The organism is Microcystis sp. LEGE 00066 (genome assembly GCF_015207925.1).
GTDB lineage: Bacteria > Cyanobacteriota > Cyanobacteriia > Cyanobacteriales > Microcystaceae > Microcystis > Microcystis ichthyoblabe_A.
Genome location: NZ_JADEVX010000064.1, coordinates 1 through 22420, shown reverse-complemented (window position 1 = coordinate 22420; position 22420 = coordinate 1). Strand labels below are relative to the sequence as shown.

The window sequence follows — 22420 nt, the reverse complement described above, 5'->3', positions numbered from 1 at the left end:
CCCCACACCCTGCCCCCACGAAAAACTTTTTCAGCAGACCCTAGGTAAAGACTTTAATTCACTCGATCCCGAACGTTACCGAAACCACTGCGGTAATATCCTTGTCGATCGAGGAAGTGTCGTAAATTCCCGAATCGCTCACGTCAGTGGAATTGCGCGAGGTGATCTGAAAAACTCCCGTTTTCGCATCGCGCACCCTTCCCACCCGACTGCCGGTACTACTAGCGATCGCCTCAGCCCGCGCTCTCGCATCTTTGGTCGCCGCAGCCACCATTTCCACCCGCAGCTTATCTAGTTGGGTGTAAAGATATTGGGGAGGTTCAGAGACGAGGTTAATTCCCTCCTCGATCAATTCCGTTACCTGCCTAGAAAGTTCCGTGTAACGGGCCACATCGCTCGCTCGGATCTCGAAGCGTTGGGTGAGACGATAGGCGAGAATTTGCCCGGTTTCCTGGCCGTTAGCTGTTACTTCGGGAATCGCCATCGTCTCGATCGCGTTAGTGGTGATTGCGTCCTCGGGAACTTGTTTTTCTTTGAGATAAGCTCGTATCCGCTCGGTTTGCCGGATCAGATCGCGGTAGGCATCCTGGGCGGTAGGTTGTTGACTAGAAACCGATAAACGCCAGAGAAGATAATCGGATGTAATCGCCCTTTTGGCCGAACCAGTGACGACAAAAACATCGCTCGCCCGTTTCACCGCCAAGAACGAGCGCGCAGCTATCCACGAACTCAAGACGAGAGCGATCGATAGCACCGATAAACCCGCGAACACCTGTGGGAAACGTCGAAATATAGAACTGTCTTTCATCATCCCCATCCTAGAAATCTGACGTTTCCATCCTATGCTAGTAGCGAGTGCCTTGAAATTATTATTTACAAAAATCAATGGAGGTCGCAATCTGACGGGATGCTTTCCCTTCCCCAAAAACTCCCTAGCGCTGACGGCGACAACGCCCGATAAGTTCAGCTTGACCATGGAATGGGCTTTATCCCCCTCTGTTTAACCCGAACTGTGGTTAAATAAATACTTCGCCGAAAAAGGTTTCAGCGAAGTACCACAATAGTCAGTGACCAGTTATCAGTTATCAGTACCTTTACTATAACACCTTTGATCCAAAAATCATACCTTGGTACAAAAAAAGGCCACAAATAAATACTTCGCCGAAAAAGGTTTCAGCGAAGTACCACAATAGTCAGTGACCAGTTATCAGTTATCAGTATCTTTAGTGTAACACCCTTTTTCGATCACTGCAAGACTTTTTGCAAATTTTAGGCCAAGAATTTTGGACCCAAACCGACTTTCGGCGCGTACACCGCCCGATCGCCCAATTCTTCTTCGATGCGTAATAAGCGATTATACTTAGCCACCCGTTCACTGCGACTGAGAGAACCGGTTTTAATCTGTCCGGCATTAGTAGCCACCGCCAGATCTGCGATCGTGGTGTCTTCCGTTTCTCCAGAGCGATGACTAATTACAGAACGATAACCGTGACGGGTGGCCAGGGCGATCGTTTGTAGGGTTTCCGTCAAAGAACCGATCTGATTGAGTTTAATCAGGATCGAGTTAGCAATACCCAGATCGATCGCTTTTTGCAGACGGATGGGATTAGTCACCATCAAATCATCGCCCACCAACTGAATCCGCGACCCCAGTTTATCGGTCAATAATTTCCAGTTATCCCAATCCTCCTCGTGTAAACCGTCTTCAATAGAAATAATCGGATAGCGATCGACTAAACTCGCCAAAAAGTCCACCATTTCGGCGGGAGAATGGGCCGAACCATCGTAGATGTATTGACCATCCTTATAGAACTCACTGGCGGCCACATCCATAGCCAAAGCCACCTGCGACCCCGGTTTATAACCAGCACGTTCGATCGATTCAATCAAAATATCTAAAGCTTCCTGATTTGAAGCCAAATTAGGAGCATAACCGCCCTCATCGCCCACACCGGTCAGTAATTTGCGTTCGTGCAAGGCCTTACCCAAAGCGGCGAATACTTCCGCTCCCCAACGCAAACCCTCCTTAAAAGAATCGGCCCCGATGGGGAAGATCATAAACTCCTGAAAATCGACGTTATTATCAGCGTGAGAACCACCATTGATCACGTTCATCATCGGGACGGGTAGCACATTGGCCATCGGACCTGCGAGATAACGATAGAGAGGCAAGCCCAGATCCGCCGCCGCCGCTTTGGCCGTAGCCAGAGAGACGGCTAGGATAGCATTAGCCCCTAATTCTCGTTTATTGGCCGTGCCATCGCGATCGATCATAGCTAAATCGATACTAGCTTGGTCGAAAGCATTCATCCCCTGCAAAACCGGGACAATTTTTTCGTGGACATTGCGAACTGCTTTCAGGACACCCTTACCACCGTAACGCTGGGGATCATCATCGCGTAATTCGTGGGCCTCAAAACTACCCGTAGAAGCGCCACTGGGAACCTGGGCCAAACCGAGTGCCCCCGATTCTAATAGCACTTCCGCTTCGATCGTGGGACGGCCGCGGGAATCTAAAATCTCCCTAGCTGCGATCGCTTCGATGGGAACTTCAATTTTATCTAACATAACTTATCGTCTCCAACTCAATTTACGCGGTAATTTCGGCTGATTACTAATTGCCTAAAGGGAAATCCACGTTGACAATCTGCTTTTGATCATCAAAAACGAGGATTAAGGTATCCGTCAGTTTTTCAAATTGAATCGTCACCAACACCAGATCCACACCGTCCGCACCCGAACCTTTTCTGACCTGAGTTCCCACGATCCGACGCACGGGGCCGGTACGCTTGAGTAAATTCTCCCAAGCGCCTTGTACTCTGGTGGGGAAAACCTCAGCTTTCAGGAAAGGGTGTAAAAAACCTCGGGCCAGGCCGTAGTCTTTATTGGCCAAGGCCGTGACAAAAGCGGTGCCAATCTCAGAAATACTGCGAAATTCGGGAAAATCGGCGGCAACTATCTGACCAGACCGGTTAAAGGTAACTATCACATCGTCGGTAACTTTCTCAAATTCAACGGTGACAATCACCAGATTGGCATTGATAGCATCGAGTACCTTGGTTTTGACAATACGCTTAAACGGTCCAGTATGGTCCGTGACTTGGCTTTCCCAGACCTTTTGTAGTTTTTCGGCAGTCCAGAGGGGTTTTAGTTGGGGTGACAAAGCTGCAATCACCTTGTCGTATTGTTTAGCTCCCAACCATTCTACTAACTGCCGAGCTTGCTTTTCTTCCTGAACGGGATCACCAAGAGCGATCGCATTCGGTTCTAGGTTCGCCTGTACTGGTGAAACGCTGAACGCGGTCCAAGGCAGCGAAAACCCAATTAAACACAAAGAGAGAATCGATACCCGTTTCGCTAATGAAAGCCGCATCATTTCAGCTATTGCTCCGCAAATAAATAACGTTTTTTCACTTGACGATTGAATTGATGCCATTGTTCATTAGTTAAAGCATTCAAGATCGCTCGATCGGGCAATATCTCTCCTCTTGTTATACTGGTTTAACGATTAAAACTACCGCCGAACGCGCCTGCACCCGATAATTTTCCGATTCAATAGCGACGGCGGCATCTAAATCACAGGCTGCCTCGGACAATTGCCCAGCAGTATCGATGACGCGATGCCATTTTTCCCCTTGTCCCAAGGGTGGTAACTGGAAGTTGAGAGGTTTCCAGTAAGCGTTGAGCATAATGTGTAAATACTCGTTTGCCTTGGGATGACGCAGGGAAAAAGCTAAACTGCGAGAATCTTCCGACCAATCGGGTTTACTCAACTGTACGCCATGCCAACTGAGATGGGGTTCAAGACTGGTATAGGTGACTTCTAGCAATTTTTCTTGACGGAAAAGAGCTAGTTTTTTATTAAAATCGATCAGTCTCCTTACGAAACACCAAAGATCGAACTCTTGCTCTACCGCACTCCAATCGAACCAACTTAACTGGTTATCCTGACAATAGGCGTTATTGTTGCCCTTTTGGGTGCGTCGCACTTCGTCCCCCATCAACAGCATAGGTGTTCCTTGGGAAATGAACAGGATCGTTAAGAGATTTTTTATTTGTTGCAGTCGCAGGGTTTTAATCGCCTCGTTATTGGTTTCCCCTTCTACCCCACAATTCCAGCTAAAATTATCGTTGCAACCGTCCCGATTCTCCTCGCCGTTAGCCTCATTGTGTTTCTCGTTGTAGGACACTAGATCGTTAAGGGTAAAGCCATCGTGACAGGTAACAAAATTTATACTTCTATTGACATCGGTGTCAGGTCTGTGGTATATGTCGGGGCTTCCTAAAATCCGCGCCGCTAATTTCGTGACTATGCTGGTATCTCCCCGGACAAAAGCGCGTACATCATCGCGAAAAGGCCCATTCCACTCGGAAAACCAATCGGCAAATTCAACAAATTGACCGACACTATACAATCCTGCCGCATCCCAGGCTTCGGCGATTAATTTTGTCCCGGCTAAGACTGGATCCGATTCGATCGCCCAGATCATGTTATAACCTTTTTGTAGGATCGGTTCCCCGTCCACATTGCGCGATAATACGGCCGCTAGGTCAAAGCGAAAACCATCCACGTGCATTTCCGACACCCAATAGCGCAAACAATCGAGAATCATTTTGCCCACAATCGGATGACTGCCCTTGAGGGTATTACCACAGCCGGTATAGTTGCTATAGATGCTTTTATCTTCCCCATCGAGGATGTAGTAGGTGCGATTATCGATACCTTTAAAGGAAAGAGTCGGCCCGATTTCGTCCCCCTCGGCGGTATGATTGAAAACCACATCGAGAATCACTTCGATCCCCGCTTTGTGTAAAGCTTTCACCAGATCTCGAAATTCATTCAAAGGACCGAACGGTGAGCGATCGCTACTGTAACCGGCATGGGGCGCAAAAAAGCTAATCGTGCTATAACCCCAATAGTTAGTTAACCCCGACATGGCCGAAGCGGGATCAAAGTAATGAATCGGTAACAATTCCACGGCAGTAATGCCTAGGGTTTTCAAATAGGGTATTTTTTCGATTAATCCCGCAAAAGTACCCCTTTTTTCCTCGCTAACGCCGGAATTCGGGTTACGAGTAAAGCCACCGACGTGCATTTCGTAGATAAAACTGGCAGAGTAGGGAGTGCGTAGCGGTTTGTCATCTTCCCAATCGTAGCGCCCCGTATCCACTACCAGACCCCGCAAAGCTCGATGACAATTATCGCCTTTTTCGCTGGCAGCTTGTCGATCATAAATTTCCGCACCGACAATCGCTTTCGCATAGGGATCGAGAACTACTTTATCAGGATCGAAGCGATGACCCTGGGCCGGATTATCTGGACCATAGACTCGATAAGCATACACTTGACTGGCTCCAATCCCGCGAACGAAAATATGCCAATAGAAAAAGGTGCGATTTTCTTGGGGATTGAGACGAATAATTTGACTAGGTTGCGGGGAATTGGCATCATCAAATAATAATAATTCTATGGCAGTGGCATACTTAGAAAATAGTGAGAAGTTGACACCATCGGCCAAGACAGTTGCCCCGACGGGATGGCTTTTACCGTGATCAGTTTTTAAGGTCATTGTCAAGGGATGAGAAGTGATTAGGAGTAGTATAAGATTATTTGGCGTTTTTGAATTGGCGTACCATTATTCAGCAGACCCTAAGTAGGTAGGTGTTAAAAACCATCAGCACCCCCTTATTAAGGGGGGATTAAGGGGGGATCAAAACCTTCTCCACAGGATTTAGTCCTGTAGGGGCGAAGCATTCGGGCAATAACTTATCGGTGAAACCGTAGATTTTCTACCCGAATGCTTCGCCCGTACTTTTTGCCGCAAACCCTAAGTAGCCGAGAGGAAAAAGATTTCGAGCCTATTCTACACCTTCTCCAGAGGATTTAGTCCTGTAGGGGCGAAGCATTCGGGCAATAACTTATCGGTGAAACCGTAGATTTTCTACCCGAATGCTTCGCCCGTACTTTTTGCCGCAAACCCTAAGTAGCCGAGAGGAAAAAGATTTCGAGCCTATTCTACACCTTCTCCAGAGGATTTAGTATAACTTTTGGATATGGATAAAGCTGGCATTTCTATTACTTCGCTTCAAATAATTTCCGAATCTCGTTAATAGAAATATAGATACCGACACCAGCAGCTAACAAAAGAAGGATTTGACTATCCGAGCCAAGGCAATTCTGAAAATTTTCATCGGTTAACACTTTATAGACCACCTTAGACATTGCCAAGACAGCCGATAAACTTAACCCAGAAACAAAAAGAATTTCTAGATAAGATTTATTGTTTCCCCCTCGCTGCTGTTTTTTTGGAACCAGTGCCACGCTTGCGGTAATAAGCACGGTTCCGATTAACAAAAGAAAGTTTTCAAAGTTAACAATCTTCATCAAAAATTTATGCTGATTTTGCTTTTCTAAAGGTAATATACCATCCGCAGCCTGCCGCTAATATCGCACCAATAACCGCACCGTAAACTCCCGCAATTGATCCCCCTAGGGCCGCACCTCCCACCGTTACCACCATCAGGCGATCGGCTTTATCCCAAAATCGAGGGGAATCAGCACCCTCCTGATCAAGGGGGAATCGGATTAATTTTTGGGCAGTTTTTACCCAATCTTGGCTAGGAATAACATCATTAATAAATAGGAACCCGAAATCTAAACTATCGGGAAAAGTGACGCTTAAACTTTTGGCGCGTTCTTGGTTAGCATAGGCTGCGTCTAACTCTTCGATCGCTTTTTTATAAGCTTTTTCTAGGGGAGGATAATCCTTGACAAGTTGCCGCAATTGTGTTGCTGCCTGGGGTTGTTCTTCCTTTAATAATCGTTCAATTTCTTTGAGCGATCGCTGTAGATATTCTGGCAAGGGTTCAGTCTGCTGTGCGAGGGCGATTAGCAGCGCTTCAAGATCGATAATTGCTTTGGGGATTTCCATAAGTTAGTCCTGTCCAGTCAGGGTATAGGCTGCCCAATAGTAAGGATCGCTATATTCTGTTAGCTGATCTAGCCCTATTGTACTGCCTTCCTTTAAAATATTCGCCGCCCGCGCCTCCAGTCGATCGACTCCTTCTGTTAGGGAGGGAAGTTGTCTAAGTTGCTCGATCCAGTGAGCTAGTTGCTGCCAAGTGATATTTTTTAACCAATTTTGTGTATTTTTCAAAGCTAGGGCCGGGGATTCACCCGCTAATAATCTTTGATAAAAGTTAATCATAAACCAAGCGCTAGAAATCTCCTTCACCGGCCAGAGGGTACTGACCACATTAGTCGCACCGGCTGCCAAGAAAGCACTGACGAGGCCGACGTATTCGGTGGTAATGCCATCCTTACCGGTGAGAGCGGTTTCACAGGCAGCCAGACAGACGAGACGGTAACTAGAGAGGTTGAGCTTGTTGATATCCCGGACGGTTAATAAACCATCGCTAAGGGCGATCGCAGACTCCTGGGGACGAAAAGAGTCATAAAAGCCGTGACCAGTGAAATGAAAGGTTTTATCGGCATTTTCGAGGGCTTTGCGGACGTTTTCCCGTGAGGCCTTTTCCGGGCTAATTCTCTGGCTCGGTTGCAGGATATGGCTAATAATCGCTGATTCCAGTTGGGCGAAATCCATGGGTTTTTGTTCCGTTTTGGGGTCTTCGACGCTGAGGAGGGGAGAATAGGAGAAATCGCCGGACTGGGGACGCAAACCGACCTGAGCAGAGGGGAGATAGGTGGCGGTGTATTTTTCGGGGAAGAGGGTATGTAGGGGGAAGCGGTGCAGATCCCGGTGGGGGATGAGAATCAGGGAATTAACGGAAACCGGCAAAGGTTCGAGAATTTTATCGATCTGTAAAATCCGCTTTAATTGGGCAAAACGGCTGTTAAGTGACAATCTCCAGGGGTGATTTTGTTTATTCTCCGTTTCTTTTTTACTGGCATAGTCGCGGTATTGTTTATCCCATTCAGTTAACCAAGTCCGAAACTGTTGCGCTGGTTGACGGCGTTGTTCTGGCTCGACAATGACGGGATCAGCCTCTGCGGTGATAATAAAGGTGGTGAGATTGTCCTCGCTGAGATACCAGTAAATAATCGCCTTATTCGGACTGGTCAGGCTTTGGATAGTGGCATAATCGGGACTGGTGGGGTTTTCTTGCCAATTATCGAGAATCCAAGTCAAACAACGATTTTTATAAAATTCTGCCTGTTCAATTGCGTCTAGGGGATGATTTTCCTCGATCAGTAAATCGATTTCTAGGTGACTAAAACTGCTGAATTTTGCCTCAAAAGCCGGTTTATCGCGTTTCTGGGCGCGTAGTCGGGTGAAAAGGTGGCGCCCCTGTTGTTGATAGAATCGCGCTTCAGGGATTTCCTGTAGGGAAAGATGAGCGCGGATCAATCCTTGCAGAATTTTTAAATGATCTTCCGGGAAGTCTTTTTCGCTGAGAATCGGTAAAGCGATTTGATAATGTCGGATTGCTTCGCGCCAATAGGGACTAGCTTTCTCTTTATACTGGGAATGTTCCAGATAAGCTTCCCCTAGATAGCGATAAATTTGCCCCCACGGAGGCGATCCTTGAATGAGGTGGGGAAGTGCCTCCCGGAGGGCGAAAATATGGGGTTCTCGGTCATTAAGGGCTACTATCGGTTTACGATAAATGAGAGCTTCTAGACTAGGAGTAGAAATACGATTTTTACTCAGAGAACAAACGGCCCACCCTCGGCCGTACCAAGCTTGATGGTCATCGGGTTTAATTTCTAAAGCTCGATCGTAGGATGCGATCGCTTCTTCATATCTGCCTAAATTATCTAACGCAATCCCTCGGTTGTACCAAGCTTCATGCTTATCGGGTTTAATTTCTAAAGCTCGATCGTGAGATGCGATCGCTTCTTCAAATCTGCCTAAATTATCTAACGCAGCCCCTCGGCTGATCCAAGCATCAGGGTAATCGGGTTTAAATTCTAAAGCTCGATCGTAGGATGCGATCGCTTCTGCAAATCTGCCTAGATTATATAACGCAATCCCTCGGCTGATCCAAGCATCAGGGTAATCGGGTTTAAATTCTAAAGCTCGATCGTGAGATGCGATCGCTTGTTCAAATCTGCCTAAATTACCTAACGCAACCCCTCGGTTGTTCCAAGCTTCATGCAAATCGGGTTTAAATTCTAAAGCGCGATCGTAGGATGCGATCGCTTGTTCAAATCTGCCTAAATTACCTAACGCAACCCCTCGGTTGTTCCAAGCGTGATGGTCATCGGGTTTAATTTCTAAAGCTTTGTCGTAGGATGCGATCGCTTCTTCATATCTGCCTAAATTCTTTAACGCAATCCCTCGGTTGTTCCAAGCTTCATGGTAATCGGGTTTAATTTCTAAAGCTCGATCGTAGGATGCGATCGCTTGTTCAAATCTGCCTAAATTACCTAACGCAACCCCTCGGTTGTACCAAGCTTTATGTAAATCGGGTTTCATTTCTAAAGCTCGATCGTAGGATGCGATCGCGCCGATAAAATCCCCATTCATGTATTTCTGGTTTCCTTGCACAAACCAGAATTCGGCATCCTGAACCACTTCCGTTAAATCCGTCTCCTTTGAGCCTAGATTTTCCTCCTCCACACCGGAAACATCCCTCACCGCGTCGCCTAACTGGAGGCTAATCCGTTGGGATACTTCCCCCAGATTTCCCGTCATCACCTTGCCTAAAGCCGCCAGATCTCGCCCTAAAGTTTGATAATCTTCTGGATACCGTAGCCATTCCTCGCTTTTGACCCCTAACCACCGCGCCAGCTTTTTATCGTCACAATGGCGACTGTATAGCCATCCCCGTAACCCGCCGGTAGTGGTTCCCGCCGCCACCTGCTCGAATAACCCCATCAATATCCCTTCATATTCCCCATCGCTGGGTTCTGGAGGAGTATTTTTGACTTTTTTGGGGTTAATTGCCTTTGGACTGGCAATAAAGAGCGATTTTAGCCAATTCCAGAGCTTTTTTAGTAAGGATAGCATCGAAGAAAGGGGGAAAGGAGATAAGAAAATTATATCTCTACTGCCGAAAGTCGTCCCTTTCGGGGTTGCTATTCAATCGTGAGCGGTAGTCCACGTTCTGCACGAACTTCTAGACAAGCGATAATTGCATCTCTGATATTTTCTAGAGCTTCTGCTCTCGTTTGACCTTGGCTGACACAACCCGGAATACTGGGGCATTCTACAACCCAAACTCCATCCTCGTCACGGTCAAGTGTTACAGTCAACTTCATAACTTCTCGCTATAATCTCCCAGCTTATATTTTACTGATTAGGGTCTAAGTTGGTTAAGCGGCGATCGCTAATTTTTGCTAAACAGCATACAGAATCAGGGTTTTGAAGAAAAGCGTCAAGAAGATAAGAAAATTATATCTCTACTGCCGAAAGTCGTCCCTCTACCGGTTCAAATTCGTCCTCTAATAGCCAATTTTCCGCTTCCTCGTAACTCGCACTGGTAAATACTACCTGATAACCCTCAGAGGGATCGTAAACGCGATAGTTTCCTGAAGATTCAGCGAGTAAAAGCAAGATATAGGGAGGAGATAGCAGCGGATCGATCCAAACCTCGGCAAAATTCCAATTATCATCGGTTAGGTTGGGTGCGGTGAATACCACATAGGGGTTTTCTGCATCGATCCAATTTTTTCTAGAATGGGGAGAGAATTAATTGCCATCGCTCCATGATTCAGAGTATCTCGTCCTCTTGGTTGTCTGAATATTCCTCGGCAGTTGCCGCAGGAATTTGCGCTATTTTAGTCTTTTTTGGTTGGTTTTGCCTACACCTTAATCTGATCGGCCCAGCTTTTATCCTACTAGCGATCGCATATCTGGTGGGAGGATACGAGAGTACCCAAGCAGGATTAACGACTTTATTCGAGGAAAAAGAACTGGATGTGGACCTTTTAATGATTGTAGCGGCGTTGGGGGCGGCGATTTTGGGACTCTGGGACAGTAATTACTATCTGATCATCGATGGAGCCATTTTAATCCTAATTTTCGCCATTAGTGGCGCATTAGAACAGATTGCCCTGGCAAAAACCGATCGCAATATTCGTTCTCTCATGGCCATGACTCCCGATACTGCTAGATTAATTACGGGAGACAGCGAAAAAGAGGTTCCTATCAAGCAATTACACATCGGTGATACAGTTTTAGTCAAACCGGGTGAATTAATCCCCATTGATGGCATTATTGTGGAGGGAAACAGTCCCATTAATCAAGCGCCAATTACTGGGGAATCGCTTCCCGTGGATAAAACCATCGGTGAAGAAGTCTTTGCGGGAACTCTCAACGGTGCGGGGGTGCTACGTTTAAAGGTGGAAACTCCCCCCGAAAGTCGCTTAATTGAGAGGGTGATTCGTTTAGTAGAAAAAGCGCAAAATGAATCCCCTCCCTCCCAACAGTTTATCGAAGGTTTCGAGCGGGGTTATGCGAAAATTATCGTGATTTTGGGCTTAATTTTCGGGATTTTACCGCCTTTTTTCTGGGGTTGGACCTGGGAAACCACTATCTATCGGGCCTTAATTTTTCTCGTGGTGGCTTCTCCCTGTGCTTTAATGGCCTCAATTATGCCAGCTTTGTTATCGGGTATCGCTAACGGGGCAAAACAGGGGATTTTATTCAAAAATGGCGCAAGATTGGAGATGATCGGCCGCATACGAGCGATCGCTTTTGATAAAACCGGCACTCTCACCCTTGGTAAGTTGCAAGTGGTGGAAATTATCCCTATCCATGCAGTCAGCGAAAATGAGGTTTTAGCGGTGGCTGCATCCCTAGAATCCTGTTCCGAACATCCCATCGGATCCGCTATTACCAGCACAGCGATCGAACGTGGTATAAATTTCTTCAGTGCTAATCAGGTACAAGCGGTATCGGGACGAGGTATAACGGGAAAAATTGCCGATAAGTCGGTATCTGTGGGCAATTTTGCCTATATTCGTGACCATATTACTGATCTTGACCAGAATATCCTAGCTATGCGCGAACGTTTACAAAAAGAAGGTAAAACCCTAGTTTGGGTAGTACAAGAGAATCAGATAATCGGGGCGATCGCTGTGGCCGATACCCTGCGGGAATCGGCAGTCAATCTGGTGGAGCAGCTAAAAAAGATCGGTATCGAACATATCGTTTTAATTACGGGTGATAATCAACAAAGTGCCGATAAAGTCGCTAAAAAACTCGGTATTGAGGAGGTTTACGCTGATTTACTGCCCGAAGATAAGTTAACCGTGATCAAAAATCTACAAGAAAAATATCACACTGTCGCTATGGTGGGGGATGGCATTAATGACGCGCCCGCTTTAGCTATGGCTAATGTGGGGATTGCCATGGGAAAAGCTGGTAGTGATGTGGCCTTGGAAACAGCCGATATTATCCTTATGTCCGATAATTTAGCCAAAATTCCCAGCGCGATTAACCTCGGTCGTCGTGCCAATCGCATCGTTAAACAGAATATCACCTTCGCCCTCACATTTATCGGCATATTGCTAATAGCCAATTTTGCCGGTGATATAACTTTACCTCTAGGTGTTATCGGTCATGAAGGATCGACGGTATTAGTGACTCTAAGCGGTTTAAGATTGTTCAAATAGGGATAAAAATACAGAGAACTATGGGCGAAATCCAGGCAATCCGAGGCACAAAAGATATTTTACCGGCAGAGGTCGGTTACTGGCAGTGGTTAGAGGAAACTGCCAGCAGAATTTTAGGGACTGCGCTGTATCAAGAGATACGAACTCCCATTTTTGAACAGACACAACTTTTTGAACGGGGTATCGGGGAAGCTACGGACGTGGTAGGTAAAGAAATGTACACTTTCCTCGATCGCGGTCAACGTTCCCTGACTTTGCGACCGGAGGGAACGGCTGGGGTCGTTCGCGCCTATATTGAACACAAATTACAGGCCGCTGGAGGAGTACAAAGACTCTGGTATAAGGGGCCGATGTTTCGTTATGAACGTCCGCAAGCGGGTAGGCAGCGACAGTTTCATCAAATTGGGGTCGAATTGTTGGGAACTGATGACCCTAGGGCGGATGTGGAAGTAATTACCCTTGCCAGCGAGATATTAAAAGCTGTGGGGCTAGAAAACCTAAAATTAGACCTTAATTCCCTGGGAAATGCCCAAGATAGGCAAAATTATCGTCAGGCCCTGCTAGATTATTTGACTCCCTACAAAGCTGATTTAGATGCAGATTCTCAACAGAGATTAGAAAAAAATCCCCTGCGAATTTTGGATAGTAAGGACGAAAAAACCAAGATTATCTGTGAGAATGCCCCCAGTATTCTTGAACATCTCGGTAGTGATTCTCAAAAGCATTTTGAACGGGTGCAATCTTTACTAACTGATTTGGGAGTTATCTATAATCTTAATCCCTCTTTAGTGCGCGGATTGGACTATTACACCCATACGGCCTTTGAAATTCAGTCCGATGATTTAGGCGCTCAAGCCACGGTTTGCGGTGGTGGTCGTTATGATGGTTTAATAGCTCAATTAGGCGGTCCAGACACACCAGCAGTGGGTTGGGCGATCGGTTTAGAACGTCTGATTATATTATTACAACAAAAGCAATCTTTATCTTTTTTGGTTCCTGATTTTTATCTCGTCTCCAAAGGAGAAAAAGCTGAGGCCCGCAGTGTGGTACTAGCGCAACAATTACGCGGATTGGGGTTTAGCGTCGAGTTAGACTTGAGTGGCAGCGCTTTCGGAAAACAATTTAAACGGGCCGATCGAGCTAAGGCCGTGGGCTGTATAATTTTGGGGGATGCTGAGGCTGAAAATGGCACGGTACAACTGAAATGGATGGCCACCCAAGAACAAATTAGTCTAACCCAAGCGGATTTACTGACACAAGCAAGGGAATTAAAAGCGCAAATCTCTCGGCACAAATCCTAAGTTTTAGCGTCATGGCCAAACATCAGTCCTAGGCTAAGATTATGGAATTTATACTGCAAAAACAAGGGGAAAATCACGGACACACAATTTCTAATAATTCTCTAGAAATTGTCTCGGGAAACTATCGTCTTTTGGCCCGTCTGGATTCTCCTTTTGCTCATATTGAAGTGCGTATCGATTACGAATCTCCCGAAAGTAGCGAACGATATACCCATTATTATCGATCGGATGCCGGGGGTTGGCTGGAAATTTTTTCCTATCGAGATTTAGGAATAGGTAGCTGGAAAATTCGCTGTTATGGGGATATTTTGGCTGAATTGGGGGGGCAAGGTTGGCAAGAAATGTTAACTTTAATTGTTACTCCTGTTAAGATCAATTATCTGGCTCAATTAGAACAGTTAATTAAAACCGAAATTGAACCTTTCTTAGCACGAGAATCCTCTCCAGAGATGGTAAAATTAGAATTGGCCGATTTAACCAATAATTCTGCCTTTGTTTTTGATTTATGCCTACCTGAGGAAACAATGACTGCTAGGGAAGGGGTAACTCTAGAACTGCCGGAACCTGCTAATATGAAAAAGAGCCTTCAAAGTTTATCTAATCGCAATTCTGCACCCCTACCCCCGAAAATATCCGGTTCTAATTCCCGCCGAAAATCACCGCAACTGCCCCCAATTCCTAAAAATAAATAACCTGATAGTATGTAACGATGAGGTGAGGCCGGAACTTAGACCTAAGATTTTTTCAAGAACTTCTGACGAACTCGCGAGATTAATAGGTCTAATTCAGGTAACTTCAATAACATCGCACCGAGGAGGAATAAACCCACTGCTACGGTCGAGGCCAAACCTAACTGTAATAATTGTAGGAAAATATTACCAGCACCGAAAGCCTTTTCCCAACCCCAACTAGCACCCCAACTAGCAACACCAGAAAGCATTGTAATTACCGTTAATCCCAATAAGGATAAACCCCATTCTCCCAAGGGTAAACCTCCTAAACGACGATTTAAAATCACCGTAAAAATGCCCATAGAAAGGATATTAACCCCCACGGTTGCTAAAACAATCCCCGGAGTACCAAAAGGTCTATACAAGAGGAAATCCAGCGCACCATTGAGAAAAATATTTACCATACTCACCTTAAAGGGAGTTTCGCCATCACCCAAAGCATAGAACACTCGTACTAAAACATCGCGACCGAGATAGAAAAACATCCCGAAACCGTAGGCCATTAATACGGGAACCACCTGTTCCGAGGCAGCCAGATTAAAGGCACCCCTTTGATAGATAACCCGCACTACTGGGAAAGCGAGGGCGATAAAAATAGCGGTGAAGGGTAACATGGTTAAAGCCGTCAATAATAAACCCTGACGGATTCTTTGCTTCAATTCTCCCCAATTTTCTGGTTCCGTCAGTCGAGAAAATATCGGCATAAACGGCACGAGAATCATGTTAGACATGATGCCCAAGGGCGTGAGAACGATAAAACTGGCGTAACGCATGGAAGCGGCGGCATTTTCGATAAAAGAAGCGAAAAAGAGGTCAGTATAAACGTTAATATGCAACATTCCCGAAGATAAGGTCGCCGGAATCATCACCCGCAACACCTCCGACACCCCCGGAATCCGCCAATCCCAACGAAATGTTAATTTTCCTAAACCTGCCTTGACTTGTGCGCCCACTTGTGCTAACCATTGCCAAAGCGCCCCAACGAGAGTACCGCCGGCGAGGACAAAACCCCCCAGTTGCACATATTGCGGCTCATCAATGCGATCGCCAAGTACCCAAGCCAGCAAACCCACCCCGATAATCACCGCCACACTGGAAAAAAGCGGACTGAGACTGGGTAGCCAGTATTGATCCGCCGCGTTGAGAGTACCGAAACCGATACCGATTAAACCGGCTAAAACCGCCATGGGGGCCATAATTTGCAGTTGTTGAATGGCCATGCTGCGGGTGGCGGCATCTAAACCGGGAGCGAGAACATCAATAAAAATATTGGCAAAAACGATTAAAAAGACGGTGACAGCTAATAAAATCGCACTGACTAGGGTGGTAATAGTCTCGACAATCGGTGCGGACTCCGATTTATCTCTTTTGGCCAAAACACTGACCAAAGCGCTGTGAAAGGGGCCGTTAATACCACCGAGGAGAATTAACAGAAAACCGGGGATAACGTAGGCAAAAGCGTAGGCGTTCACCACTGGCCCAACACCGTAGGCAGCGGCGATTACCTGTTCGCGGACTAAACCAAAAACCTTACTGATTAAGGTGGCAACGGCGACAATTCCGGCAATACCGGCTAAGGAACGGGTAGCTTTCTTATTAATGACGACACCTCGAAAGAAAACAACTGCATTGATCGATTCTACCCGTTTCTGTGTTCCCGTAGAAAAGCGATCTCTAGTTGGCAAATTTAATTTGACTGGAGTGTATAACACCCATTTCCCCACAGACATTCGTATAATACCAAGAGCCAACCGAACCATAAATATTGATGGTTCTACGTTCTCTGACTGAACAGATGATATTGCCATTGGGGGATGTTCTCACATTTGATGGTGGAGAAAAGACTATTGCTGTAGCGATTCTTGATGTGGATTGAGAACTATTGAATCTGTAACTACACACCACCTCTAGCATTGTTTGAGTCGCCTGAGAGCGGGGACGATGAATTTGTCTTTCGGGAAAAGTCGTCCAAGTTCCATTATCACAATTAGCTTGGCTAACCAGTCGTTGATTTCCTAAATAATAAACAAAGTCAACACTACGGGAACTAGCCGGAACAATCGAACATAAATCGATGTTAATGCTTTTTCCCGTCACAGCAGTTCCAGCAAAGTAATTACAAGTCTGAGCCAAAACTAGATTAGGTTTTGCCCAGGAAGTACCGACTATCATTGTTAAAGATAGACTAGAAATCAAAAGAATTTTTTTCATGGTTGATTTGACATTTTCTGGAGGCTTTTTCTGAGATTATTTTATACTCAATTGAATTGCGGCTAGAACCTGATGGCGACAAAATATTAGTATTTTTTATCTAATTCTCTGTTCCCACAGAAAAGCGATCGCTAGTTTTCAAATTTAATTTGACTGGAATGTATAACACCCATTTCTCCACAGACATCCTTATCATACCAAGAGCCAACCGAACCATAAATATTGATGGTTCTACTCTAATCACCCGTTCAGGAAAACTTAACAATGCCCACCAGCGATCGCACTGGATAAAAGTGTTTCTCATGCGATCGCCAAAAGTTTAAGGATGCGAGGGATTGATGTTTCAATATCTCTTGAATAGATATTATTAATTGAAGCTTTCGATAAAAGAACGCATATAATAGGTCAATAAAAATAAAAAGGTGCGTTAATTGCACCCTACGGGATTGGCGATCGCTCTGAAAGTCCTTATCGGTCTGATTGGGGTGCGACAATGATCGCCACAATTTCCGACTAGAATAAAGAACCAGCAACTCTCAATGATTACGAATTTCACTGAATGCCAACGGTCATTAGAATTGGACATTTTCGGTTTCACTTCTATTCTGATGAAGGTTCCGAACCGCCACCTATTCATGTACGTTCTCCTGATGGTGAATGTAAATTTTGGCTTGAACCGATAATCATTTTAGCTTCCAATCGTGGTATTCCTTCCCATGAGCTACGAGAAGTAGAGAGGCTAGTTTATAAAAATCAAGACCTTTTAAGGAGTGCTTATCGTGATTTCCACAAACATTAATCCTATAATGACTGTTGAGCCTGTCGCCATTCGAGCCTGGGCAGAAGAACGCATGATATACGTTGAACTCAGTGATGGACGTATTATCGGTTTTCCTGGCGATCGCTTCCGTATTTTGAAACAAGCAACGAATGAGCAATTGGCTGCGGTTAAGGTTGAAGTAAATGGCTATGCTCTACGGTGGGAAGAATTAGATGAGGATATTACCGTTCCTGGGATTGTCGCTGGTCATTTTCAGTTACCGCCTTTCTAATCTGTTTTGATAGTTCAACCAATTGTAGGATGGGTTGGCGTAGGCGATCGCAGTTTTAAAGTTTAATTAACAACAAGATAGCGATCGCACTAACCTCAGACAAGATCGGCGATCGCCCTCAAGAATTGCACTAAAGTTTATCTCGGTATTCTTCAAGTAGGGCTAAAATATCTGCTAGTTGGTTTCTGTGGAAGTTGTTGGGGTTAAGTTGGAATCGGATGATTGCAGTACGGTATCGAGTTTCGATTCGAGTTCGGCGAGTTTCTCGTTCTGTTTTTTCAAGTCGGACAAGCCCCCGTAGGATTTGATCCAATGTAACAAGGCTGAAAGTAATCCCTGCGAAGAGAAGTCCGAACCATTGGGGGATGATAATTTGTTCGTTGCCGAGTTGGATTGAGTCATAGTTGAGGATTATTCCTGTTAAAAAGACGAATAGGGTGGTAAGGATACCGATAAAGGTCTGAAAATCAGGCATTAGATTTTTTTTGACTTAATTTCATTTTAGCATTGAGTTTTCAAGGCAAATTGTTTTGAAAAACGCCCCTTATCAACCATCAACAATCAAACCGCGACCGCAAAATTTAGAAAATTTTGCAATACTAAAAAATACTTGCCTTAGTCATCAACGTTTTTGACGGGTTACACTATGCTAAACCATACTAGGCGATCAGCGATCGCACTGAGAAGTGTTACAACTGCTTCACTCATAGCTTTAACTGATAGCTCGTAGACTATTTTCTATCCATTGGGGTAACATAGCGATCGCAGTTGACAAGGCTAAAGCGATCGCACTAGATAAAAGGGTTTCTAATGCGATCCCCAAAGGTTTAAGGATGTGAGGGATTGATGTTACAATATCTTCAGAGAAAGGGTTAATAGGGGCTTCTGATCAGGAATAGTTAGCTTATGCTTTATTGCAAAGCCGAGTTATTTTCACTTTCGATGATGGCGACCGCTGATGCTTCTACGCTCTGTGCTAACATCTCCAATATTATAGGTGCTTTTGCTTTATGAAAAATCAGTTATTAAAATTAGCTTTTGAAGTAGAAATTGAAGAAGGGGAGCAACTCAATCTTCCCAGTTCTATTGTGCAAGGAATTGGTAAAGGGAAGTGGGTGATTACTATTCAGCCCAAAACGTTGGTTAGCGATCGCCTTCATTCTTCATTCCTGAATAGTTATGCCCCAGAAGACGAAGGTTTATATGACGATTATTAAAGGAGGTGAGTTCTGGGTTGCCAAAATTCGGCTCTTCCGGTTTCTGTGTGGAAACGAAGCCTATACTGATAGTTTCTTCGGCAAAATAGTCGTAAAAGTCTTTCTCCGTCAACATTTCACGATTCCATAAGCAAAAATTATCACACAAAGTCGAGAAGAGTCAAAATTCTATTTACTGATGGTACATCATCAAAAAAAGACCTGTGTTGATTCTTTGGGTTGATGGAGATGACGTGGTTGTAACGGCTGTAACCTCAGCAATGCCCCGAACAGAAACAGACATATTATTAAAAGATTGGGCCAATAGTGGTTTGAGGGTTCCCTCTACTGTACGTTTATCCCGTCTTGATTGCTTGGAAAAAAACTTACTGCTTGCTAAATTGGGAAAAACTAGGGCTCTCCCAGGTTTGGTGGGTAAAATGTATTCTAAGATACATTCCTCCTAGCGAGGGGGTGGAACGAACCACAAAGACACAAAGGACACAAAGATCGATCGCTCCTATGTAAGTTAAACTTATCACACAGAACCTAGAAGAGCCAAACTAGAAAGCGATCCTGCGGGTTTCTGCGTTGCGGTACACATATATTTATAATAAGATAAATTTGGCTCTCTTAGGTTTGGTGGGTAAAATGTATTCTAAGATACAGTCCTGGTGACGAGCGAGTGGAGCAAACCACAAAGACACAAAGGACACAAAGATTGATCGCTCCTATATAAGTTAAACTGATCACACAAAGAATAAGAGATCCCAGGTTTTGATCGAGAGTTAAGAGGTAAAATGATGACTTTGCAAGAAATGATCAAATCTTTTGAGAATTTATCAGAGGATGAACAGGAGTCATTGTTAGAGATTTTGTGTCAATATAGAGCTAAAGCAAGAGAAAGAGAAATTTTAGCTAATTTTAAGGAATTGAAAGATGCGATCGCTACTGGAACGGCCAGAAAGGGAACCGTAGAAGATTTGATTGCTGATTTGAATGAGGATTAACAATGGATTTAATATGGAGTGATGGGTTTAAGCGTTCGTTTAAGAAGCTAATCAAGAAAAATCCCCAGTTAAAACCTAAAATTTTCGATGTACTTAGAAAACTGGCAGAAGACCCATTTACACTGTCTTTAAAAACCCATAAGTTAAGTGGTAATTTAGAAGGGTTATGGTCTTGTACTGTGGCTTACGATTGTCGAATTATTTTTAGTTTTTCGGAAGATGGAGAATATTTAGAAGTTATCATCTTGTTAATTGATATTGGTAGTCACGATCAGATGTATAGAAAATAGGATATACTGGAAAGCGATCCTGCGGGTTTCTGCGTTGCGGTACACATATATTTAGAATAATATCAATTTTTTCTAATCGTTAGGATTTCTTTTAAGATAGGATTTAAAGACAGGATTAATAGGAAAATAGGACGAGGTTTCTGATGGTAATTTATCCAGTAAACAGCGTCTCATTAATGACTGAATAGCTGCCCAAAATTCAGATTGAGAAAGGTCAAGATTAGCAGTTTTGGGAAGCTTTTCTACCGCTTCAGTTTGATTAGCTAACCGGTGCATCACCTTTTTTTCTGTTGCGGATAAACGCTGTAAATGACATTCGATCGAGTTTTCTATATCCCCTAAATAAATTTCATTGTTCATTTGTTCTAAAAATAAGGATACTTCTCCATCCAATAGTTCAATAATGGTTGAGGAGATGATATTTAACCAGTTAGGATGACCTTGATAAAGTTCCCTCAGTTCTGTCCATTTCTCCTCATTTTTTAAACCGTATTCTTTGAAGATTTCTTCAAAGTCTGTTGTTAAACCTTGCAGGTATAAAGTTTTAATTTTATCGGATTTTAAGGTGACAAAATCTCTGGGAAGTTCCCAACTAATTAAAATCAAGCAACTTTGATGAGATGTGGTAGCAATTTGCTGAAAAAAATTTATGATAATCCTGACAGTCGTTTAAATATTTACCTGCTAATTCCCCCGGTTTAAAAATATTCTGCACATCATCAAGAATAATTAAACAACGATAGGAGCTTAGATAATCTATTATATCAGGTAAGGGGGTTGATAGAGATTGGTTGAAAAACTGTTTTAGATCATCTTTGAGAGCGATTAATTGAGGAATATTTTCCAGACTGCGGTAAATAATATAATCAAATTGTGGGGCAATTTCTGAAACTAATTTAAGGGTTAAAGCTGTTTTTCCAATTCCACTTAACCCATAAATAGTAATTAATCGAGTTTTATTATCTAGCCATTCTTTTAAGGTTGATATTTCTAACTTACGTCCATAGTTATACCTTAATTCAGGAGCTTTTGTTAAGTCAATTATGGGGGATTGATCGTCATTGCGTAAAAAATTTTTTGTTTTTTTCCCATTATTAATTGTTTGTAAAGATTGATCACAAATATGAATATTTCCTTGATTAACTTGTAAACAATGACCAAAATTAGAAGTTTGAGAAACCCGATATTTTCTTTCTAACTTGGATCGTAAATTATCTTTATTAACATCTTCGTCTAATACCTTACCCAACTTTTTCCATAAGTTAGCAGCCTCTTTTTTAATATGAGATTCACTACAACCATTAAAAGATTGAGCAATTTGCCAATATTTTTGACCTTGCCAAACCCCTGTCAAGATTGCTTCTTGTACTGGTGTCAGATGAGACTCCACTTTCTCAAACATTAAATCATCAACATATTGCAAAACTTGGTCAATATTATTCATTTCTGGTTAAAAAATTAGAGGGGTAATCAAATATATTATACCAAAAGGAACTAAGACTGTACCGTAACCTACCTATAAATTGTGTACCAAAGCCTACTTTGGTACTAAAATCAAGCGCTACAATACTGAGATGTTAGGTAAATCAAGCTAATTAGTCCTATTTGCTTGCTAGATTGTCATCATAGCCCATTTTGCGGTGACATGATCATCTTTTCCATTTCAAAAATCAATGAAGTAATCTTTAAGTTATGTATCAAGAACTACTGAGTAGAGCCAACCCTGGATTTATCCTGATTATGATTGATCAGTCAGCTTCAATGTCAGATAAATACGCCAATTCAAATAAAGCAGAGTTTGCCGCATTAGCCGTTAATCGAGTCATCGGAGAAATTATTACAGCTTGTTCATCGGGTAACAGCAATTCTCATTTTGAAAAAAATTCAGATAAAATTCTCTTATTTAAATAGAGAACTTGTGTAGAAGCATTATTTTTTGACAGATAATTATCATCCAACGCTGGAGATAGACAGGTTTTAAGAACTTTGTCCATGAAAAATCGATTTCAACTCATAAATCTGGATGAAATTCTAACAAAATTTTTA

22 protein-coding genes and 2 pseudogenes are annotated in these 22420 nt (G+C 43.8%); 10 read left to right on the top strand and 14 right to left on the bottom strand.

The genetic code is table 11. From position 1 onward, the window contains the following. Window positions 1-58 precede the first annotated feature (58 nt). The 9 genes from IQ224_RS11005 to IQ224_RS10965 form a co-directional block, all read right to left on the bottom strand. Complete coding sequence (locus IQ224_RS11005) at window positions 59-808, bottom strand: SIMPL domain-containing protein (protein ID WP_002745468.1); 750 nt, start codon at window positions 806-808, stop codon at window positions 59-61. A gap of 461 nt (window positions 809-1269) precedes the next feature. Continuing rightward, a complete protein-coding gene (eno, locus tag IQ224_RS11000; protein ID WP_194032935.1) occupies window positions 1270-2568 on the bottom strand; it encodes a phosphopyruvate hydratase in 1299 nt (432 codons plus the stop codon). Window positions 2569-2614: 46 nt separating this feature from the next. Beyond that, window positions 2615-3376 carry a DUF3887 domain-containing protein gene (locus tag IQ224_RS10995; protein ID WP_194032934.1) on the bottom strand — a complete coding sequence of 254 codons (762 nt, stop codon included), beginning with the start codon at window positions 3374-3376 and terminating at the stop codon, window positions 2615-2617. A 115-nt stretch (window positions 3377-3491) separates the two neighbouring features. Further along, window positions 3492-5570: a glycogen debranching protein GlgX gene (gene glgX, locus IQ224_RS10990; RefSeq protein WP_194032933.1), complete on the bottom strand. Its 2079-nt coding sequence runs from the start codon at window positions 5568-5570 to the stop codon at window positions 3492-3494. 506 nt (window positions 5571-6076) lie between these two features. Beyond that, the gene (locus IQ224_RS10985) at window positions 6077-6385 is read right to left on the bottom strand and encodes a hypothetical protein (RefSeq protein ID WP_194032932.1); all 309 of its coding nucleotides are present in this window, start codon (window positions 6383-6385) and stop codon (window positions 6077-6079) included. A gap of 7 nt (window positions 6386-6392) precedes the next feature. Beyond that, window positions 6393-6932 (bottom strand): hypothetical protein, encoded by a 540-nt coding sequence (locus IQ224_RS10980; protein ID WP_194032931.1) that lies wholly within the window; start codon window positions 6930-6932, stop codon window positions 6393-6395. A 3-nt stretch (window positions 6933-6935) separates the two neighbouring features. Further along, on the bottom strand, window positions 6936-9974 hold the full coding sequence (locus IQ224_RS10975) for a tetratricopeptide repeat protein (RefSeq protein WP_194032930.1): 3039 nt from the start codon (window positions 9972-9974) through the stop codon (window positions 6936-6938). Window positions 9975-10042: 68 nt separating this feature from the next. Continuing rightward, the gene (locus tag IQ224_RS10970) at window positions 10043-10225 is read right to left on the bottom strand and encodes a type II toxin-antitoxin system HicB family antitoxin (RefSeq protein WP_194032929.1); all 183 of its coding nucleotides are present in this window, start codon (window positions 10223-10225) and stop codon (window positions 10043-10045) included. A 133-nt stretch (window positions 10226-10358) separates the two neighbouring features. Next, window positions 10359-10607, bottom strand: a complete 249-nt coding sequence (locus IQ224_RS10965; RefSeq protein WP_228036198.1) for a hypothetical protein — start codon at window positions 10605-10607, stop codon at window positions 10359-10361. Between the two features lie 65 nt (window positions 10608-10672). Here IQ224_RS10965 and IQ224_RS10960 point away from each other — a divergent pair, with 65 nt between their 5' ends. From IQ224_RS10960 to IQ224_RS10950, 3 genes are read left to right on the top strand one after another with little or no spacing between them, the layout of a single operon-like run. Continuing rightward, window positions 10673-12583: a heavy metal translocating P-type ATPase gene (locus tag IQ224_RS10960; RefSeq protein WP_194032928.1), complete on the top strand. Its 1911-nt coding sequence runs from the start codon at window positions 10673-10675 to the stop codon at window positions 12581-12583. 20 nt (window positions 12584-12603) lie between these two features. Next, the gene (gene hisS / locus IQ224_RS10955; RefSeq protein WP_002745490.1) at window positions 12604-13884 is read left to right on the top strand and encodes a histidine--tRNA ligase; all 1281 of its coding nucleotides are present in this window, start codon (window positions 12604-12606) and stop codon (window positions 13882-13884) included. 41 nt (window positions 13885-13925) lie between these two features. Beyond that, window positions 13926-14576 (top strand): hypothetical protein, encoded by a 651-nt coding sequence (locus tag IQ224_RS10950; protein ID WP_002745491.1) that lies wholly within the window; start codon window positions 13926-13928, stop codon window positions 14574-14576. A gap of 41 nt (window positions 14577-14617) precedes the next feature. Here IQ224_RS10950 and murJ read toward each other — a convergent pair whose 3' ends face one another. The 3 genes from murJ to IQ224_RS10935 all read right to left on the bottom strand — a co-directional run bounded on the left by murJ (window position 14618) and on the right by IQ224_RS10935 (window position 17130). Further along, window positions 14618-16345, bottom strand: coding sequence for a murein biosynthesis integral membrane protein MurJ (gene murJ, locus IQ224_RS10945; RefSeq protein ID WP_036401626.1), 1728 nt, complete (start codon window positions 16343-16345; stop codon window positions 14618-14620). Further along, on the bottom strand, window positions 16290-16826 hold the full coding sequence (locus IQ224_RS10940) for a hypothetical protein (protein WP_002745494.1): 537 nt from the start codon (window positions 16824-16826) through the stop codon (window positions 16290-16292). The genes murJ and IQ224_RS10940 overlap by 56 nt, the downstream gene beginning before the upstream one ends. A 100-nt stretch (window positions 16827-16926) precedes the next feature. Then, the gene (locus IQ224_RS10935; RefSeq protein WP_194032936.1) at window positions 16927-17130 is read right to left on the bottom strand and encodes a hypothetical protein; all 204 of its coding nucleotides are present in this window, start codon (window positions 17128-17130) and stop codon (window positions 16927-16929) included. Between the two features lie 255 nt (window positions 17131-17385). Here IQ224_RS10935 and IQ224_RS10930 point away from each other — a divergent pair, with 255 nt between their 5' ends. Then, the gene (locus IQ224_RS10930; protein ID WP_002786880.1) at window positions 17386-17625 is read left to right on the top strand and encodes a DUF4160 domain-containing protein; all 240 of its coding nucleotides are present in this window, start codon (window positions 17386-17388) and stop codon (window positions 17623-17625) included. A 7-nt stretch (window positions 17626-17632) separates the two neighbouring features. Beyond that, a complete protein-coding gene (locus IQ224_RS10925; protein WP_002745505.1) occupies window positions 17633-17878 on the top strand; it encodes a DUF2442 domain-containing protein in 246 nt (81 codons plus the stop codon). 130 nt (window positions 17879-18008) lie between these two features. Here IQ224_RS10925 and IQ224_RS10920 read toward each other — a convergent pair whose 3' ends face one another. Next, window positions 18009-18353 (bottom strand): hypothetical protein, encoded by a 345-nt coding sequence (locus IQ224_RS10920; RefSeq protein ID WP_002745507.1) that lies wholly within the window; start codon window positions 18351-18353, stop codon window positions 18009-18011. A gap of 535 nt (window positions 18354-18888) precedes the next feature. Between IQ224_RS10920 and IQ224_RS10915 the strand changes: the two genes are divergently transcribed. The 4 genes and pseudogenes from IQ224_RS10915 (at window position 18889) to IQ224_RS10905 (ending at window position 20374) form a co-directional block, all read left to right on the top strand. Continuing rightward, window positions 18889-19095 carry a hypothetical protein gene (locus IQ224_RS10915; RefSeq protein ID WP_002760310.1) on the top strand — a complete coding sequence of 69 codons (207 nt, stop codon included), beginning with the start codon at window positions 18889-18891 and terminating at the stop codon, window positions 19093-19095. Window positions 19096-19298: 203 nt separating this feature from the next. Then, window positions 19299-19424, top strand: a pseudogene (locus IQ224_RS24990) (PemK-like protein); the annotation flags it as partial. A gap of 453 nt (window positions 19425-19877) precedes the next feature. Continuing rightward, entirely contained in the window at window positions 19878-20084 is a 207-nt protein-coding gene (locus IQ224_RS10910) for a hypothetical protein (protein ID WP_002745522.1), read from the top strand. A 2-nt stretch (window positions 20085-20086) separates the two neighbouring features. Next, complete coding sequence (locus IQ224_RS10905; protein ID WP_002745524.1) at window positions 20087-20374, top strand: type II toxin-antitoxin system mRNA interferase toxin, RelE/StbE family; 288 nt, start codon at window positions 20087-20089, stop codon at window positions 20372-20374. 72 nt (window positions 20375-20446) lie between these two features. On the opposite strand, the pseudogene IQ224_RS24985 reads toward IQ224_RS10905, so the two are convergent. After that, window positions 20447-21818, bottom strand: a pseudogene (locus IQ224_RS24985) (AAA family ATPase). A gap of 248 nt (window positions 21819-22066) precedes the next feature. Between IQ224_RS24985 and IQ224_RS10895 the strand changes: the two are divergent. Continuing rightward, the gene (locus IQ224_RS10895) at window positions 22067-22285 is read left to right on the top strand and encodes a hypothetical protein (RefSeq protein ID WP_228036195.1); all 219 of its coding nucleotides are present in this window, start codon (window positions 22067-22069) and stop codon (window positions 22283-22285) included. Window positions 22286-22420: the final 135 nt, after the last annotated feature.